Source organism: Neobacillus sp. NPDC097160 (genome assembly GCF_044762155.1).
In the GTDB taxonomy this organism is placed as follows: Bacteria; Bacillota; Bacilli; order Bacillales; family Cytobacillaceae; genus Neobacillus.
Genome location: NZ_JBIWDU010000010.1, coordinates 71,521 through 89,525, shown reverse-complemented (window position 1 = coordinate 89,525; position 18,005 = coordinate 71,521). Strand labels below are relative to the sequence as shown.

At 37.5% G+C, this 18,005-nt stretch carries 12 protein-coding genes and 1 pseudogene; 4 read left to right on the top strand and 9 right to left on the bottom strand.

The genetic code is table 11. From position 1 onward, the window contains the following. The first annotated feature begins 20 nt into the window (after nucleotides 1-20). Both ACIQXV_RS15500 and ACIQXV_RS15495 read left to right on the top strand, forming a co-directional pair. Nucleotides 21-1,112: a carbohydrate kinase gene (locus ACIQXV_RS15500; protein ID WP_402960256.1), complete on the top strand. Its 1,092-nt coding sequence runs from the start codon at nucleotides 21-23 to the stop codon at nucleotides 1,110-1,112. Between the two features lie 3 nt (nucleotides 1,113-1,115). Then, nucleotides 1,116-2,030 carry a pseudouridine-5'-phosphate glycosidase gene (locus ACIQXV_RS15495; protein WP_402960112.1) on the top strand — a complete coding sequence of 305 codons (915 nt, stop codon included), beginning with the start codon at nucleotides 1,116-1,118 and terminating at the stop codon, nucleotides 2,028-2,030. A 71-nt stretch (nucleotides 2,031-2,101) separates the two neighbouring features. On the opposite strand, the pseudogene ACIQXV_RS15490 reads toward ACIQXV_RS15495, so the two are convergent. Further along, nucleotides 2,102-2,314, bottom strand: a pseudogene (locus tag ACIQXV_RS15490) (alcohol dehydrogenase catalytic domain-containing protein); the annotation flags it as partial. A gap of 83 nt (nucleotides 2,315-2,397) precedes the next feature. Beyond that, nucleotides 2,398-3,180: a hypothetical protein gene (locus tag ACIQXV_RS15485; RefSeq protein ID WP_402960111.1), complete on the bottom strand. Its 783-nt coding sequence runs from the start codon at nucleotides 3,178-3,180 to the stop codon at nucleotides 2,398-2,400. 297 nt (nucleotides 3,181-3,477) lie between these two features. On the opposite strand from ACIQXV_RS15485, the gene ACIQXV_RS15480 reads away from it, so the two are divergent. Then, on the top strand, nucleotides 3,478-6,075 hold the full coding sequence (locus ACIQXV_RS15480) for a M14 family metallopeptidase (protein ID WP_402960110.1): 2,598 nt from the start codon (nucleotides 3,478-3,480) through the stop codon (nucleotides 6,073-6,075). Between the two features lie 288 nt (nucleotides 6,076-6,363). Beyond that, nucleotides 6,364-7,137 (top strand): hypothetical protein, encoded by a 774-nt coding sequence (locus tag ACIQXV_RS15475; RefSeq protein ID WP_402960109.1) that lies wholly within the window; start codon nucleotides 6,364-6,366, stop codon nucleotides 7,135-7,137. Nucleotides 7,138-7,266: 129 nt separating this feature from the next. Here ACIQXV_RS15475 and ACIQXV_RS15470 read toward each other — a convergent pair whose 3' ends face one another. The 7 genes from ACIQXV_RS15470 to ACIQXV_RS15440 all read right to left on the bottom strand — a co-directional run bounded on the left by ACIQXV_RS15470 (nucleotide 7,267) and on the right by ACIQXV_RS15440 (nucleotide 17,901). Continuing rightward, nucleotides 7,267-8,046 (bottom strand): Cof-type HAD-IIB family hydrolase, encoded by a 780-nt coding sequence (locus tag ACIQXV_RS15470; RefSeq protein WP_402960255.1) that lies wholly within the window; start codon nucleotides 8,044-8,046, stop codon nucleotides 7,267-7,269. A 220-nt stretch (nucleotides 8,047-8,266) separates the two neighbouring features. Beyond that, nucleotides 8,267-8,398 (bottom strand): FbpB family small basic protein, encoded by a 132-nt coding sequence (locus tag ACIQXV_RS15465; protein WP_402960254.1) that lies wholly within the window; start codon nucleotides 8,396-8,398, stop codon nucleotides 8,267-8,269. 284 nt (nucleotides 8,399-8,682) lie between these two features. Further along, nucleotides 8,683-13,152 (bottom strand): hypothetical protein, encoded by a 4,470-nt coding sequence (locus tag ACIQXV_RS15460; protein WP_402960108.1) that lies wholly within the window; start codon nucleotides 13,150-13,152, stop codon nucleotides 8,683-8,685. Continuing rightward, complete coding sequence (locus ACIQXV_RS15455; RefSeq protein WP_402960107.1) at nucleotides 13,130-13,876, bottom strand: DUF6063 family protein; 747 nt, start codon at nucleotides 13,874-13,876, stop codon at nucleotides 13,130-13,132. The genes ACIQXV_RS15460 and ACIQXV_RS15455 overlap by 23 nt, the downstream gene beginning before the upstream one ends. Then, entirely contained in the window at nucleotides 13,873-15,387 is a 1,515-nt protein-coding gene (locus ACIQXV_RS15450; RefSeq protein ID WP_402960106.1) for a hypothetical protein, read from the bottom strand. Before ACIQXV_RS15450 ends, ACIQXV_RS15455 begins: the two co-directional genes overlap by 4 nt. Beyond that, nucleotides 15,378-16,451 carry a Wadjet anti-phage system protein JetD domain-containing protein gene (locus tag ACIQXV_RS15445; protein ID WP_402960105.1) on the bottom strand — a complete coding sequence of 358 codons (1,074 nt, stop codon included), beginning with the start codon at nucleotides 16,449-16,451 and terminating at the stop codon, nucleotides 15,378-15,380. Before ACIQXV_RS15445 ends, ACIQXV_RS15450 begins: the two co-directional genes overlap by 10 nt. A 532-nt stretch (nucleotides 16,452-16,983) precedes the next feature. After that, on the bottom strand, nucleotides 16,984-17,901 hold the full coding sequence (locus tag ACIQXV_RS15440; RefSeq protein WP_402960104.1) for a VOC family protein: 918 nt from the start codon (nucleotides 17,899-17,901) through the stop codon (nucleotides 16,984-16,986). Nucleotides 17,902-18,005 lie beyond the last annotated feature (104 nt).

The following is an 18,005-nucleotide window of genomic DNA, read 5'->3' as shown; positions in this document are numbered from 1 at the left end:
GTGAGTTTGTGCCTGAAAGAATGTCTGAGAAAGAACAAATGATTCTCGATTTAATCCGTAAGAATCCCTATGTTTCTCAACAAGAGCTGGCCGAGATATTAGGATTATCTCGGCCCTCCATTGCAAATATTATTTCTGGTTTAATCAAAAAAGGAAATATTTTAGGCAGAGCCTATATTTTAAGTGATTCACAACATGTCATTTGTATCGGTGGCGCTAATATTGACCGTAAATTCCACATTAAAGATAAAGCCCAGTTAGGCACCTCCAATCCGATCTATGCCACTCAGAATGCAGGCGGCGTTGCACGGAATATCGCTGAAAACCTAGGAAGGCTTGGAATGGAAGTGGCACTAATATCGACTAGCGGCGTTGATAAGGATTGGTCAATCATTGAAGAAACATCATCACTATACATGAACTTAGAAACCGTAACCCAGTTCCCTGAAAAATCAACAGGTTCCTACACTGCTGTTTTAGATTCTAATGGGGAACTAATCATTGCCTTGGCAGACATGGAAGTGTATGAAGCAATCACGCCTGACTTACTGCTTAAACATGACGTTTTATTAAGCCAATCAAAATGTATCATGGTCGATCTAAATTGTCCGAAAGAAACCATTCAATTCTTGTGCCATTTTGCAAAAAGTCATGACTTACCGATTGTCTTAATTCCTGTTTCATCACCAAAGATGAGTAGATTGCCAGACGATTTAGATGGTGTAACATGGCTCATTACGAACCGCGATGAATCGGAAACATACTTTCAAACTGAAATCCAAAATGAAGAAGATTGGAAGAACGCTTTAGAAAAATGGCTTTCACTAGGCATCGACAATGTGGTGATCACTAACGGTAAAGAAGGCTCTATGATTGGGAATAAGAATGAGGGGATTTTCCGTGTACCCCCTATTGAAATTGATGAAGTCGTAGATGTAACAGGGGCGGGAGACGCTTTTTCCTCCGCTGTTATTTACTCATGGTTAGAGGGTAAAACACTAATCGAGATTGCCAAAGCCGGAAGTATCAATGCTTCTAAAACACTGCAATCACCATATACAGTCCGACAAGATTTATCAGCAGAACAACTACAAAAAGACATGGAGGAATAACTCATGAAACAATATATTACTTTATCTGAAGAAGTACGTGCTGCCAAGGAACAAGGAAAACCAATCGTTGCTTTAGAATCTACGATTATCTCTCATGGTATGCCCTATCCGCAAAATGTGAAAACTGCACGTGAAGTAGAACAAATTATCCGTGATAATGGAGCCGTTCCAGCAACGATTGCCATTGTAGATGGAAAAATTAAAATTGGATTATCTGATGAAGAGTTAGAAATGTTCGGTAAAAGTTCTGATGTAGCAAAAGCATCACGACGTGATTTAGCTTACCTGATCGCTACAAAAAAACTCGGAGCAACAACTGTAGCGGCAACCATGATTTGTGCAGAATTGGCTGGGATTAATATCTTTGTAACAGGCGGAATAGGCGGTGCACATCGCGGTGCTGAAACTACCATGGATATCTCAGCAGATTTAGAAGAACTTGGACAAACAAACGTGGCCGTCATTTGTGCTGGTGCCAAATCGATTCTAGATTTAGGATTAACGATGGAATATCTTGAAACAAAAGGTGTACCGGTTATTGGCTATCAAACCGATGTCCTCCCTGCTTTCTATACACGTAATAGTGAATTCTCAGTGAACGTCCGTGCTGATGATGCGGAAACAATCGCCTCTACATTAAAAGTAAAGTGGGATTTAAACCTTAAGGGCGGGGTAGTAATTGCCAACCCAATTCCAGAAGAATTCGCCATGGACGAGAAAACCATTAATAACGTCATTGAATCCGCGTTAAAAGAGGCAGAAGAAAAACACATTTCCGGTAAAAATGTAACACCATTCCTATTAGGTAAGGTAAAAGAACTAACAGAAGGCAAAAGCCTTGATGCAAACATTGCTTTAGTTAAAAACAATGCCGTTATTGGAGCTCAAATAGCCGTAAGTTTTAATGAAAAGAAATAAGGAAAAGAAACGAAAAAAGGTTAATCTCATTTTATTTTAGAGATAACCTTTTTTTATTAGTTGTATTAACACTTCTCCGAGTAACCAAAATATCCCCCAGAATCATAATGCCGGTTGGAATTATCGCATTGACTCTCCATTTCATGCTGGCAATAAAAGCATTGACCGCAAGAAACAGTAAACAGAATAACAACACGATCCCCTTTTTTCACTTTTGACACTGCTGGTCCAACCTCTTCTACAATCCCCATTGGTTCATGCCCAATAATGTATCCCTGTGGTAATGAACATGGAGATCGCCTTGAAATTCAGTGGAAATAGTTCAAAAGGATGCCCTCGGTACTGACCGTGGCATCCCCTTACTCTTTCATACATTTTTATATGAATCATATTCAGTTTTAATGTAATGAAAGGCTGCTGCGTTGCCACCGTGATCGGGGTGTGTTATTTTTAATAATTTCTTATATCCTGCTAAAACTTCTTTATGGCTTGCGTTTTTTGAAAGTCCTAATTTTTGTCGATAATCATTCGTTTGAGGAGGAAGTTGAGTACCGTTCGTCTGATAACGTTCCTTATTAGTGCCTTTAGCAAGCTCTTCTTTTAATCTTGATATTTCATTGCGCAAATCCATGTTTTCTTGTAATAATTTCTTGGTTTCGTATTGTAGTTCACTTTTTTCTTGCTCTTGTTTCATCATTTCTTTTTTTAATTTTTCTCTTTGTTGAATTAAAGAATTAATCGAAGATTGATGAAGCTGTTCAATCCCTTTTAATTGCTGATTCTGTGCTTTTATCTTTACTTTTAGTTGGCGGATTATGTTATTGGAATCTATAGAACCATTTATGGAACGGTACACTTCTGTTTCATTAGGTATATACTCCGTTTTTCGAGTTTGGTTCCCTATGGATTTCACCTTTCCTTCACCCAGCCAACGTTGGACAATTTGAATACCACTACTTTCGGCTACACCTGCGTCTTTTAGTACGCTTAGGGCCTGAACTGTATCATTAAATATGTACCCTGATTTTCGTTGCCCTTTTCCCTCATATTTAATCTTTCTTTCACGCAGCCAGCGCCTTACCGTTAGAATACAAATTTCTTCTGTAACCCCTGCATCCGATAGTAATTCATAAGCTTGATCAGTGTTCACACAGATCTTCCTTCCCCGCTTCATAATTATTTCTTATATTATAATAGGAAATGAATAAAGTGAATGGATAAAAAAGACTATCATGGGTTCTTATTCTGTAATTAACAAGCAAATAAATTGGAATAAGTCGAAAAAAATATTGATTTTTCGAGTCACTTCATCAAAAGTTTCTGAATATCCTGTATAGTGATTTAATAAAATATTATTTTTATATAGAAAGGAAAATTTTATGAATAACTCTGCTAGGTGGAGTACCCTTCTGAAAATTTTAGGAAATGAAGAGCGGATGAGTACAGTATGGTGAAGCTTGAAGTAAGCAGGGATTTATTTTCTCTGACTGAAGCAAGAACAGTTGAAGTTCAAGCTGATATGGGAGCAAACGTTGATTTAAGTCAACTAGAGTTTCAATTTGGAGGGAAAAGCCTTTCTAAATGGAAAAAATGGACAAGCGGATCAAATTTTAACGGGGAACCCTTTATTACATTAACTGTGAAACCTCAATTTGTTGAAGGAACAACGATGGTTAAGGCTACATTGAAGTTTGATCTTCTTTTTAATAGAGAGAGTCTCTCAACGAGAACGATTCGAAATCAATATCAAAAGTATATCGGAGATTATGAATTGGCAATGCTCGATCCGCAAAAAAAAATTAAGGCTGCAACAACTGTCAAACTAAATGTATATGACGAATTCCTATTTTATCAACAACTAAAACCAGAAATCGACCAAATATTAGAACAAGCAAACAAAAAGCAAAATCGTTACGTAAAATACCAAAGTCTCGGCAAGTCCGTACAAGGAAGAGACCTTCACTCTGTTATTTTAGCAAAAGATAAAGATGCTGTTGACAATTATCTAAACAAAACGCTGCCGACATCGTTAGAAGATCCTGAGAGTTTATTAGAGAAACTGAAGAACGGCACAATCGGAAATTATCAAGTTCCAATTTGGTTTAACAATATTCATCCTGATGAAATTGAAGGTGCCGATGCTCAGGTTGAATTATTGAAGAAATTTGCACTTAGGGGTGAAGTAACATTTCATACGGTTAAAGATGATCAAAAAAGTACCGTAACTCTGAATGTGGATAAGGTTCTTGAAAATGTCATTTTTCTATTCATGTTTACAAATAATCCTGATGGAAGAGTTGCAAATACTAGAAGAAATACAAATGGCTTTGACTTAAACCGTGACAACCATTTTCAAACACAAGTTGAAACACAACTTGTGACTCAGGAAATTGCAAAATGGACACCCCTCTCTTTCCTAGATATGCATGGTTATATTGGCGGGTTTTTAATCGAGCCGACCACTCCTCCTCACAATCCAAACTATGAATATGATTTACTTTACAACCATATGATAGAACAGGCCCATTCAATGGGACAGGCAGGATTAGGCAATTCTTCTTTTCATTCCTACTTAATTCCGGCACTAGATTACAAAGCTGGCTGGGACGATATGTCTGTTGCCTACACACCCATGTATGCAATGCTGCACGGCTCTTTAGGTCATACAATAGAAATACCGGCATTAAGTCAAAAAGGTTTTCGGGCGATGGTTGGAGTTGGGTTGGGGGCTGTCCATTTTGTAACAGAAAATAAAGATGCATTATATAAGAATCAACTTGAAATTTTTAAACGCAGTGTGAACAGCGAAGATAACAGAGCAGTTGACAAGTATTTTGTAAATGCTTCAGGTGAATCAATTGGACGGATAAGAGGGAAAAATAAAAATTTCTTTCCAGACTACTATTTGATTCCATTTCATAAAAATCAACAAAAAAATAATCTGGAAGCACATAAAATGGTACAATATTTACTTCGAAATGGCGTGAAGGTCAAACAAACAACGAAATATATGAAAATAAACGGAAGAATGTATCCTAAAGGAACTTTTGTTATTCCTATGAATCAGGCAAAACGCGGTGTAGCCAATGCAATGCTCTATAAGGGGGACAATGTTTCTGACTGGGAAGCTATGTACGACACATTTTTAGTAAATTTCCCGGATCTGAGAGGATTTACTATACAAGCAATTCGTAATGCAGGTGCTTTAGATCAATACCTAATTGAAATAAAAAGTGTAACGACTCCAACAGGAAAAGTAATCGCCAACGCACCTAAACAAGTGTTGTCAAATACGAATAATGACACAATCAAACTAGTAAATATGCTTCTTAAGAATGGAGCAGTTGTAGAGAAAGCGCTGGAAACAAAAGGTGGAGTAACGAAAGGAGACATTATTGTCAGCACAAACGATTTACAAGGATTTGAAAATAACTATTATTTCGAAGCTAAACCATTAGAACCTTCTAATCCGATAAAAACCGAGAAATTAAAGCTGCCAAAAGTTGCTGTACTTGGGTCTTCTTCATTGAAATTTACGGTAAAAGAGCTAGGTTTTAACATAGTCGATCAAGCGAATGCCGATGTGATTGTTAGCGATAGCAGCAGCTTTAATTCAAGGACTTTGGCTGGAAAATCATATGTGGGAATTGGATTATCCGCATTAACGGCTGTAAAAAATAATGGATTGCTCCCAGGCTATAATTTTGTTTTTACAAGAAATGGCCATGAGGGCTTAGTGAAAGCAGAAATCAAAGACCATGTGCTTACCTCTGGTTATAAGACAGATGAGCTTCTTTATTCAACTTCAGGTGCATGGATTAGTTCTGTACCTGTAGGTGCGGAAGTATTAGCATCCTTCAGTAATCGCGATGATTTCTATGTAGCTGGTTGGTGGCCTGGACATGAAAAAGCGAAGGGACAAATTCTTGCCTTTACACATACCACTAATAATATTACCATTACTCTTTTTGCCTGTGAGCTTGCCTATAGAGCACACACACACTACAGCAATCGCTTCTTAGCAAATTGTATCTTTGATTCGTAGGCCATTAAGTTAAAAAGACTTAACCATGGTGTTAAGTCCTTTTTGTTTTATCTCTACATGTTTTTTTACAATCGGATGATTCCATAGAATGTTGGAGGATACCGTAATAGTGCAAATCCAGAAAAATAAAAATGAAGAACGTGGAATGAAACGACAAAAACTTTTCTTTCTATTTCATTCGATAGGAGAATTCCTCATAATTCCTCAACTAATAAGAGGAACCATCGCATTTCATAAGAAAGTGACGATGAAAACTCTTCATACCCAACAGGAAAGAAGAGAAACGATATGGAATTATACACCTACAAGGCAAATAATCTTGTAACAATTCGGAAAGGTTGTGAGTTTATGAGACTTCTGGATGTCCAACCTAAGAAAAACTTCAGTTACATCTTTGTTAATTTTCCAGGAATGAAAATGAATGTCCCCATACCCTCGAACGAAGAGGAAAAGGTTGTGAATGAAGAAGTTGCTCTATGTGTCCAATTAAACCACAAAGAAAAGGTCAATAATTTGTACCTTGTCCGCACACAAAGTATTAAACCCTTTGACTTCTCAGATGAAGAAATAGGTGCAAAAGCATCTTTTCGGGTCATTAAGAAAAAAGAAACCTCCCCAGCCTCACTCACAAATGAATCCGAAGAATTGGTCACGTTCATTACAGATGAAGTGGCTATCGTGCAAAAGAAAACAGAAACCGGATATGACTTCGTCTTATTATTAAATAAACGTGAAATTGGCGTCATCGCTTCAATTGATGAAGCAGTTTTACAAACAGAAAATGGATTATTGAAAATGAAAGAGGAAGCGGAAGAGTATGAAGCCGTCAACATTGTCAGGATGAAAAATATGGCATTCATCAGAAGGAGGGGTAAAAAGAAGTTAATCAGAGGAGGCACTGTCTTTCAGGAAAATGGTATAGTTGGTCCAATCCGAATCCTTTTGGAGGGCATTAAAAGAAGAGTTCCGGTATTCTCTCCTGCCGCATTAGATTTTATCGGTCCGGGTGATCAGAACCAAACCATTTTTACACGAAGGGATGGTGAAGGGGCTTACCCATAAAAGGTTTACACAACTTCATAAAATATAATAAGGACTTAACCATGGTGTTAAGTCTTTTTTGCAGAGGTAGTCCCCCGGCGCGTTAATGGTTTAGTTCGCTGGGAGACTGACCCTAAAATCTGCACTACATTATAACAGACCCACCATTTGAAGACCATGAAATATTCCATCTTCTTCAACTGACTTCGTAATATATTTTGCGTGAACCTTCACATATTCTTCTGCATTTCCCATTGCCACACTGTTTTTTACAGTTGAAAGCATTTCAATATCATTTAGCCCATCTCCAAAAGCATATTGTCGTTCCTTTGGAATTCCTAGATTTTTAACTATTTTTTCAATTCCTTTTTCTTTTGACCCTCCCTTTGGAAGTACATCGACTGAAACAGGATGCCATCTTATAAAATCAAAATCGTGAAACTCCCGTTCGTATTGTTCCTCTTCTCCTACTGGACAAAAAAGGAGAGTTTGAAACAGATTCCGTCCTTTATAATAATGTGGATCATGTGTAGGAAAACGGCTAATTTTTAAGGTATCAATACTTTCCTTAATGTAAGTATGCTCTGGGACATTAGCTTTCATATCCTCATGATCCATAAAGACTACAGGATGATTGTTTTGAAGGGCTGCTTCTGTTAACTTTTCAAGGGATGAAATCTTTAAAGGATTTGTATATAATACCTCGCCTTTTAAAACAACGTATTGCCCGTTATAACTAACATAAGTATTAATATCCAATTCTTTTCGCAAATCCTCAAACATAAAAGGGGCTCGTCCGGTTGCAATTGCTACTTCATGTCCAAGTTCCTTTAATTTAAATATTGATTCTTTGGTTGAAAGGGGTAATTCTTTATCATGATTAAGCAAGGTTCCGTCTATATCAAAAAATATAATACTTTGATTTGTCATTTTTTTCCTACTTTCGAAGTAAAATTTAATTGGTAGTGGCTTTATTATTATCCATTTAAAACTAAACAATTAAACCAATCCTCATTCAATTAGTTTAACGGATATTTTCTTATTTGAAAAATAAAAAAACCTCCTTCGTATTATTGGGAAACCCAATATTACAAGGAGGCCATATAAGTCGGGGGGGGGTATGGTCTCAGTTAGTGAATCAAGTTTTGTTTTATGCTAACTTTACCAATTCATGCCGATTTTCAATTCTCTTTTCAATTCTTTCTAGTTCTTTTTTATCTTTCAGTAATTCTTCTTTATTCTCCTTCACAAGTTCTTTGAATGATTTTCTATTTTTTTGCATCATTACACTTCTTTCTATTTGATAAGATTACTAAAAACTTAAATCCTTTGTATTTCCACAGATATTAAAATATTCCACCAATTCCAAAGATTCAAATTCCCGCGTATCCATATAACAGTACAACTATATCAGAATATTGTCAATGGAATTGAATTTTAAGGCACTTATAGTTAATAAGCCAATCTGAATTTATATTTACATATTGTGGCTCGTGTACAAATAAAAATCCCACCTTCCATACAGAAAGTGAGATTTTTACGTTAATCCTCGATTTTACCATTTTGTTACCTTACCTGAACGACTTCCTCTCCCTGATAAATCCGAAAGGCTGGAACAATCGTGTCCGAAACAATTTCTTTTCCCTTTTCACGAATGAAGTCTAATTTATAATAGGCATCAAATCTTTGGCTGATTTCCGTTTTCACCAGTTCGGGTGGCGTGACAACGATGAATTGGAACTTCAGTTTTTCAGCTACGGCGAAGATCGGGTCAAGGACATGTGCCGATGCCGCTTGTCCAAATGGATTATCACAGACTAAAGGAACCCAGCTATGATCGGTTTCACTTTTAACGGATAATAACATCATCATCATAACCATGCGGGCTGATAGCTTTTGTCCTCCACTGCCGTCCGATTTCGTCTTTGAACCTTGATTAATAGTCTGCCAGGTTGAATAATGCTCTCTTTGCGGTTTACCGTACATAAAGGCATTATCCGTTCGCATATTATAAACAAGCAGCTCAGGATATCGATTTCGAAGTGATACAAACAAAATTTGCTCATCACTAATGAGTTGTTTTATTTCTTCGTCTAAGGCTCGATTATGATCATCAATCAAATCAAATTGTTTGGTAATTTTGTTAATGGCCGTTACGAAATGCTGTTTCAATAATGGTTCGATATCTTCAGCCTTTTTAGGTAAAATGTCTTCTTTAAGCTGGACAAGAGGAAAGGATCCTCGTTCATTTTTCAGTTTCATTTTCGCAATCATGGAACGAATCGCCTCTGAAATGCTCATCACTTTCATGCTGGCACGGCTGGCCCAGAAGTTTTGCGCCTTTTCTGCCCTTTCTTTGTCGCGTTCTAATTGTTCCAATCCACTTTGGGAAAAGCGCTTCATATTTTTAACAATGCTTTGAATATGCGTATAATGCCTTGTATCCATGTGGTCTAGTGTTGTTACTACTTCATTTTTAAATCGAATCTCCCAATCTTTACCTTCAATCGTGAGCTTTAAATTGCGCAATGATTGATCGATTTTCGCATGCTTTTCTTGACCTTCTTCCTGAATGGCTTGATGTTCTTGACACCAGGATAAGATACCTGCTTTTCCCTGACTCTTAATTTTTTCTAAATCATCATTCGTGAATGCTGCCGCTTCCTCCTTTAGGATAACGGATAAAGTTAACAAATCCCCTTCGAAACCCGAAATATTCGTTTCTGTTTCTTTATGGCGTTTTTCCGCCTGCTTTACCTCCTCACTCACTATTTTTATTTGGTCCTTAATTTCTACAGCCTTTACTTCTAAGTCAAGCTCTGCCCATTCTTCAGGCTGTTTCTCATGCTTTGCTATCTTTTTTCCTGACTTGTCACGCTGTTCGATCGCATGCTTTAAGGACGTTTCTGCAACTGTTACAGCAGTTCCTTGTTCCCGTTCTTCTTTTTCTGCTGTCTTTGCTTCCTTCTGTGCGGTTTGCATCATATTTTCTAATATACTGATTGGTTCATCCGGTTCTGGAGCTTGATTCCAATCCTGATCATGAGTATTAAGCTTTTTCTCTAATTTCTTTTGCTGCTTTTGTTCGGTTTCTTTTTTTGCTTGAATAATAAGTAATTCTCTAGCCTGTTCTTCTTTTGATTTTTGGAGCTGTTTCAGCTCTTCGATACTTCCGTTTATCTCTTGTAATAAATGTGCTGAAAGATGAGGGACCTCTTCACATAGGTCTGCTTTATTATCAGCAGGAAAAACTGCTTCTTCAATAAAGAAGGCGATCTCCTTTATAGTTTGTTCGGTTGTAAGCTTCCATTCTAAATACGTTTGATTCCACTGGTTTTGCAGTTCAACTGTATTTTGGTGCTCTATTCCTATTTCTTGCTGCTGAGAACCTAAGGCTTCCCTTTTATTCTCTTTCTCTAGTTTCACACGTTTATTTTCTTGATGAAGCGTTTTTTCTTGATCAAACTCCTCTAATGTTTCCACATTTCTTGTAAGCTTTTCTACCTTTCGATGTGTATTTTCCAGCTGTTCTTTTAACCCAAGCTGAGCATCTTTTTCTTTTTCTTCTTGTGTTTTGATTTCCTGTAACGTCGTTTTCAGAGAAAGAAGAGTGTTTTGTTCGAGATTAAAGGCTTTTTCGATATCAATAGAAAGCTCACTTGATAAAAACCGATCGATTTCTTTTAAATTACGACGTAAGGAGGTTTCTGTCTTTTCAATTTCACTGAGAGTATCTTTCTTTTCTTCTATTTGTTTAGCAATCTTTATTTTCCAGCTGGTGAATTGATTTTTATCAGATAATAGCTCTTTCTCGGTTCCATTAATAATCACAAAGGATGGTTGGTGATTTTCGCTGTTCATTTCTTCACGCATGAAAATCGGTACAGGACTTTTAAACATTCTTCCTGAAAGAACCTGCTGATTAATTTTTTGCCATTGCTGCCCACTTACCACCAAACCGTATGGAAGAAGCGGATTGGTCATAAGGGAATTTACCATTTCCTCTGTACCTAATGATTGGAGAAATTGAGTTCCATAAAACACATCAATTCCAGTCTTTTCATCGATCCAATCCTTTAATTCTTTTACATCTTTATTTGCGATCCAGAAGGGCTCATTGTTTAAGGAATGGTCGAGTTGTGTTTCCCAAAGTTCTTTTTTAATCTGTTCAGCGTGTTGACGGTTATTGCCCAGTGTTTCTTCTATTTGTATCGCATACTTCGATAAGAGCGAGTGAGTAAACGGTGCTGTGACATCATCTATTAAACCAAGAAGCTTATCTAATAGTTTTGCTTCTTTTTGCTTTTGCACATCATTGGCTGCCTTTAATTCTTCACATTTTTCTTCTGAAAACTGAATAGATTTGACGAGCGTACCATGTGAAGTGGCAAGTTGATTTTGCTTTTCATTAGATTCTTTTTCTTTTGCTTGCAACTCTACTAACTTAGCCTTTTTGTCCTCAATTTGTTTTAAAAAATTCTCGATTAAACCCTTTAAATCATAGGTTAGGCGGTCCCCAAATTCTTGGATGAGTGCTGCTTCCTTAGTCTCAAAAGTATGCATTTGCGTATAAAGAAAATCAATTTCAGTACTAAGCTTAGCAATATCTTTTGTCTTTTGTTTATCCTGCCTAGACAGATCCAGTGCTTTTTTATTTAAGAACTTTTGATACCCTAAATACTGTTTAATACCTTCTTGTATCGATAAATAGGCTTGCTCCCATTGCTTTCTAGCTTCTTGTTTAATTTCATCCATTCTTTGATTCACTTGCTCTAAGCCGCTATTTTGTTCCAATGTCGCTATCTGCTGTGAAAGTGAGCGAATACTTTGTTCGTTTTCACTCCACTCTTTTAATAATAACTGAAAGGCAAGTTGTTCTTTTCGTTCCTGTTTCTCTTTAACAATCGCTTGTAAGGAAGTATGTTTATCCCTTTCACCCACTAATTTCTTATCCCAATGCATGACCTCTCTATGTGCTTTTGCAAACTCTAAATTATCTTTTTGATAGCGCAAATCTGCCTGCCTTATGATTGATTTCTCCATGTCTTTCTCTAAAGTAAGCAGTGTTTCCTCTTCCGATTGCTTCAAATGCTCTAAAGCACCAAGCAGTCGTCTTCCTGCCTGTATACTTGTAAGAGCAATTTCTTTATGCTCTACTCCTTTTGCCAAGTGCTCTTCAAATGGGACAATGTCTTCCAAAAACTCTTTATGAGCTTGCTCCCTTTTTAAGAGAACAGGAAGGTCCTTTGCGATACTTGCCTGACTCTTGAAAATCTCCACAAGATCGTTCTTTTGGTGTTCCGTTCTATGCAGGACTTGACTAACAGTTGGAATAATTCGTTTTTGGAACAGGGAGTGATCATCTTCCGCTCCCTCAAAGTATTTCCCAACGCCTCCTTCATCTTTGTTAATGTCCTTCATAATATCCCAGTCTTTACGGTTAATTCCGTATGTATCAAGGATGCGATAGTGCTTCTTCGTATCCCGGTAAACATCAAAGCCATTCCATTTTAAATAGTCCTTCAAGCTTTCGGTTTCAGCAACCTCATCATTTTCATAGAGTGGAATATGCTCTAGCGATGCCTCTTCTTTCCGTTCAAATTCTCTAGTATAAAATGTAATGTTAGGGAGGATCTTTGCTTCCTGTTCCAATGTTCTACTTTCATTTCCACTGTCTTCACTCATCGAGATCCGCTGTTCGGCTGAGAACATTCCTCCAGTTATCAGATGCCGGCGGTCGGCACCGTCCAATTCCCACTGAATGAGAACATGAAAGGTATATGGAATAAATTGCTCTTTATTATTAAAAAAGAACTGCTGATAATATCGATTGTTATGTTTTCCCCACGAAGTTCCAGGTTTGAGTATTTGGAAGATCGTTTGCAGGAACACGCCTTTCCCACCCCCATTCATCATCGCAATGAGGCCATTGGTTGATGTCTCATCATTATGGAAATTAAAAGTGGTATCTTTATATTGCTTTTGCATGCCATCATACTTCAGGCCAACAATTCTAATTCGATGGATTTTCGGCATGCTCATCCTCCTCTGTCATCATTAATTTTTTAAATAATTCATAACGATCATAATCGTGATACAAGTATTCAATGCGCTCAAATAGCTCCGTTTTTGGAATTACCTTTGGAATATCGTCCCGATCAAGAATGACGATCAGCCCCTCTGTCTCTAATAAGCGCATAGCACTGGCAATTAAACCGATTCTCGTTCGTCTATTGCCTTTTTTAACCCCATAATCGTCCGTGTCAACCTCCATATATTTCCACATTGTCACAACTTCCTTCATATCAATCCGCTCTTCTTCCCCGAAGGTAGGTTTAGCTTTAAGAATGCTATCCCAATTAATCATGAGGTCGTTGACTTGCCGTTCTAATGCGTAGTAGCTAATCCCTTCCCGCTTCGTGCGGATTTTTGCAGCCTGGTTGCGGTCTATTGCTGCTAAAAAGGACATAATCACAACGCTCATAATATGAAAATGTTTTTTCGTCTCGATTTGCCGATGCTTTTCTTTCATATGTGTAAAATTCGTAGCAAAGACGGAGCCGGTAGGCTGGACAACTAATTGGATTCGTTTAGGCGATTCAATGATATATGTACCTGATTCGTCTGCTAATAAAAGCACCGTCTGTCTCACTTCTGGATCAAAATAAGTCTGGAAGTGTTCACTATTTTCGTCGATTACTTTTTCTTTTAATAGTGTAAAATAGACAGCTGATGCTCTTTTGACAGTTTCTGCATTCATCGTTTCTCCTCCTGTACACATATTTTAAAAGGGGTCATTTTCATTTGATACCAAAGGAAAGGCTCAGCCCGATGATCAAACATTGTAAAGATCTTCATGCCTTCAAACATTTCAAATTGTGGATATTCCTTCATTAATTTATAAAGAAGAATTTCCCTCTCATCGCTTAATGTTTCTTCCTTACGGTGCAGTACTTGAACCTTCAGCGGCTTTTTATCGAACATCATCCACAAATCTATCGTTTCAGATTCTTCAAACCATAAATCCTGCACTTCTAATGGCATCGACTTTAAATCCGTTAACGAAAACTCTCCGTTTGTTTGTAAAAATTGAAATACATAACTCCATGCCTTAATAACAGAATCCCAGTTCGTCACGTGCTGACGAGTAATGCTTTCTTCAGCCTCATCTTCAATAACAGCTTCCATTAATTGTTTTTCATCGAATTCTTGCTCACCCCAAATCCAATCAAGTGGCAAAATAAATTCATTCTTCGGTGAAAATAAAGGTGAAAGGACTCTTTCTATATCCGTAAAACGATGAACCCCTTCCTTCATGAACCAATTTTCATATATATGCTCGCGAAATGAAACGAGACTGTTTTCCCAAAACAATGAAGGGTTTTCCGCTTTTAATTTCATCTCATAGGAAATATTTTGAATGACTAGCTTAGCAAATCGATCATGCAATTGCCTTGTATGGCTAATTTTTTCTTGGAGAAGAATCAATTCTTTCTGAATATAATCATCTTCTTCATTCCTTCGTTTCGTCTTTTCTATCATACTAGTAATGGTACGGAAGTGATTTTTTTCTTCTTCAAATTGCTTTTCAATTTCAACACGATTGTCTGCCCTTTGCCATTCCTCTTCAATCAATAAGATTTTAGGATTGTTGATCATTTCCTTTTGAAAAGAGAATTCATTTGCCATTAAGCGGTTTACTCGTGAAATGAGGTGATCGAGGTTTCTTGTGGCTTTTCGAAAATTACCGTTTTTAATCAGCTGCATACTATAGAGTTGTTCAATCGTTATCGAGAATTCCTCAGCCATTTCCCTGCTCATAAAAATCATTTCCTGAGCAACATCTGTGAGTTTATAAACAATGGATCCGCCCATCTCTAAATTCGTATATAATTCATCCATTGTGACATAGCGAAAGACCTGAGTCTCCCAGGATTGTCTTATTTCATCGTAATATAAGGCTTCAAACGGTTTACTATACTCTTCTTTCCCCTGATACAGGAGCCCACTTGTAATTCGTTCAATTTGCTTATCGTCTGCTAAAAGCTTCATTTGTTTAATAGAGTCTTCAACCATATACTTGATATCTGATTTGCGTCTACTATCATCATCATTTAATTCTCTATAAAAGATGGTGAGGAGCACTTGCATGAGAATGGTTTGGATATGTGGCTTCAGCTCACCTACTTCCATTCCCCTCCCAAGCTCAAACAGTGGATTTAATCGTTGCATCCGCTGGGCAAAACCTTCCCATGATTCGTTCACTGCCATCTCCTCCATGTTTCTATTGTTAAAACTTCTTGAGGTATCCGCTTATTTGCCTGCCATAATTGCATTAATACCGCTTGCTCCTCTTCCGTAAACCATTGAAGGAATAAATCACGGTATTTGATGTTCTGCGTTTGGCCTTGTTTTTGGCCATTCTTTTGTTCTAGACATTCGAGCATTTTGCGATATATTTTTAAGGCAGGCTGAATACAGCAATCCGGGAATTTTTCTATAAGTCGAATGATGATCCCATATCCGGCGGCATCAAGATCTCCCACGTAATAGAAAAGATAGGATTTTGGCGGAAACATTCGGAAGAAAAACGAAAAGCTCCGTTCAATTTTAGTCCCTTCTCCATAAATAATTAGTTCAGGTTCATAATCGAGTTTATTTTCTACCAATAACTTAATGGAAGTATGGAAGAAAGATAGATTCTCGACAATTAGTACCCGCTGAATATCTTTTAATTCTTTCCCTTGTTTCATCCAATATACAAAAGGCTCCCCGTAGTTCACCATTTTAAGTTGCTCTTCAGATATTCCAATTCTAGCTAAAAAGCCTTTTCCATCAGGAAAGCTATCAGCGTCAAGTAAGAATTTTTCATGGCCAAAGAGCTCCAGACTTCTTTCTTCGAATGACACGACTTCCCGTTCCTGACTGGACTTTAGAAAAGTATATACATTCTGGATTCGATCCCATTCGTCCTTCATTTGCCATTCGGGATGCCGTTCATAAAAGGAAAAATTAAACTGATCACTTAATTTCATCATCTCGAGACGATCCCATTTGTCTGCCTGATCTTTTATATTTACCCAGTAATATAAGGCAAGCGCTGGGGTTCGACCATTGTATTGATTATTTTTAATAGGGATAAGTTGACCTTCCACCTGCAATGTTTCAATAGCATGATAAAACAACTCATAACCGTCCATTTCAAAATAATCATCCATAAGCTTGCGCAACTGAATTTCTAAATCATTACTATTTATTTTCTTTTTTTGATTAGGGTGTTGAATATCAGCTATAAATCCTCTCACCCGTGTTTCAATGATATCGATTGTATTCACCTACTTACATCTTCTTAGAGTGTTAGAAATCCACTCCTTATCCAATTTTGGACATCCTTATATTATAAACTAGTTGCGTAATTGTTGGTAAATGAAATTTTCTAAACATAATGTTCTGCTGGAAAAGGACAAATAAAAAAACCGGGTCAGTCCCCCGGCGCGTTAATGACTTCTTAACATAAGAATTGGGTCGTCGCATTCCATGAAACTGTAGTTCCGTTAATGAATCAGATACCAGTTGCAACAACCAAGCAATATTACTCCAGTTGCACAGACCAATTCACAAAGCTCTCCTGAACAAACGAATTCGGAAGTATTAGATGTTCTAAACAAAATCTTACAAGCTTTAGAACGTATTGAAGCGAAACTATAGATAATAAATAAGGTTCCCTCTTCAAGGGAACCTTATTTATTCAAACCTTTTTATAAGAAATGCCTAATACAGTCCTTTGAATGACATCCGGCTTAACTCCATGCCATTTTGATATTCCACTCTCAGAGAAGATAGATAAAATTTCCAAATGCTATATTCTCATTCTCCCTTGTATGCTTTCTGTAATTCGACAATATCAAATTTCTTCATTTTAAGAAATGCTTTCGTTACGCGCGCAAGTTGCTCCGGTGTGCCCTTGCTCATGATCTCGTCCATCTCACTTGGCACAATCTGCCAGGATATTCCATGCTTATCTTTCAGCCAGCCGCATTGCTCGGCTTCAGGTACCGCAGAAAGCTTCTCCCAATAGTAATCAATCTCTTCTTGTGTGTCGCAGTACACCATAAATGAGATGGCCTCGTTAAAACTGAATTTATGCTCATGCGCGCTATCCATTGCGGTAAACCACTGATTTTCAAGCATGAAATCAGAGAACATAATAGTTCCTTCTTTGTCAGGTTCCATGCCTTCAGGGTAGCGGGTGATATGTCCCAGCTGTGCGTTCTTGAATATAGATAAATAAAAATTAAAGGCCTCTTCCGCGTTGCCGCATTGATCTCCGACAAACAAAAGTGACGGCACGATAGCTGGCCGCTCTTCACCTTCTGGATTGGAAAGGATTAATTGCCAGGACAAACCATACTTATCCTGAATCCAGCCAAACCTCTCACTGAACGGATACTGATCAAGCGGCATTAATGCTGTGCCACCATCGGACAATTTGTTCCAAACCTCATCAATTTTTTCTCTGGCGTCTTTTTCTCGCGATGGGTCAAAATTAACCGTGAATGAAACCGAAGGATTGATCTTGAAGTAAGGCCCTGCACTAATTGCCATGAACTTCTGTCCCCAAAGCTCAAAAGTGACTATATCGGAGTCGCCTGATGGTGTGTCGTGGATTGTTGTTACATCCGTAATTTTTGAGTCAGGGAATATGGAAGCGTAAAACTCGGCTGCTTCTTTCGCCTCCTTGTCATACCATAAATGCGGAACGATTTTTCGATTTGTTTTCGACAAAGTAATTCCTCCTTAATTTTCTAATAATTCTTATTCGACAAGAATGGACCCAACACCCAGTGTAAAGATTTTAGTGATCAAACTAATACGAACAATGTCATAGT

Coding starts and splice junctions, on each gene's coding strand:
- ACIQXV_RS15500 (WP_402960256.1), top strand. CDS start 21: ATGTCTGAGAAAGAACAAATGATTCTCGATTTAATCCGTAAGAATCCC.
- ACIQXV_RS15495 (WP_402960112.1), top strand. CDS start 1,116: ATGAAACAATATATTACTTTATCTGAAGAAGTACGTGCTGCCAAGGAA.
- ACIQXV_RS15480 (WP_402960110.1), top strand. CDS start 3,478: ATGGTGAAGCTTGAAGTAAGCAGGGATTTATTTTCTCTGACTGAAGCA.
- ACIQXV_RS15475 (WP_402960109.1), top strand. CDS start 6,364: ATGGAATTATACACCTACAAGGCAAATAATCTTGTAACAATTCGGAAA.
- ACIQXV_RS15470 (WP_402960255.1), bottom strand. CDS start 8,046: ATGACAAATCAAAGTATTATATTTTTTGATATAGACGGAACCTTGCTT.
- ACIQXV_RS15465 (WP_402960254.1), bottom strand. CDS start 8,398: ATGCAAAAAAATAGAAAATCATTCAAAGAACTTGTGAAGGAGAATAAA.
- ACIQXV_RS15460 (WP_402960108.1), bottom strand. CDS start 13,152: ATGCCGAAAATCCATCGAATTAGAATTGTTGGCCTGAAGTATGATGGC.
- ACIQXV_RS15455 (WP_402960107.1), bottom strand. CDS start 13,876: ATGAATGCAGAAACTGTCAAAAGAGCATCAGCTGTCTATTTTACACTA.
- ACIQXV_RS15450 (WP_402960106.1), bottom strand. CDS start 15,387: ATGGCAGTGAACGAATCATGGGAAGGTTTTGCCCAGCGGATGCAACGA.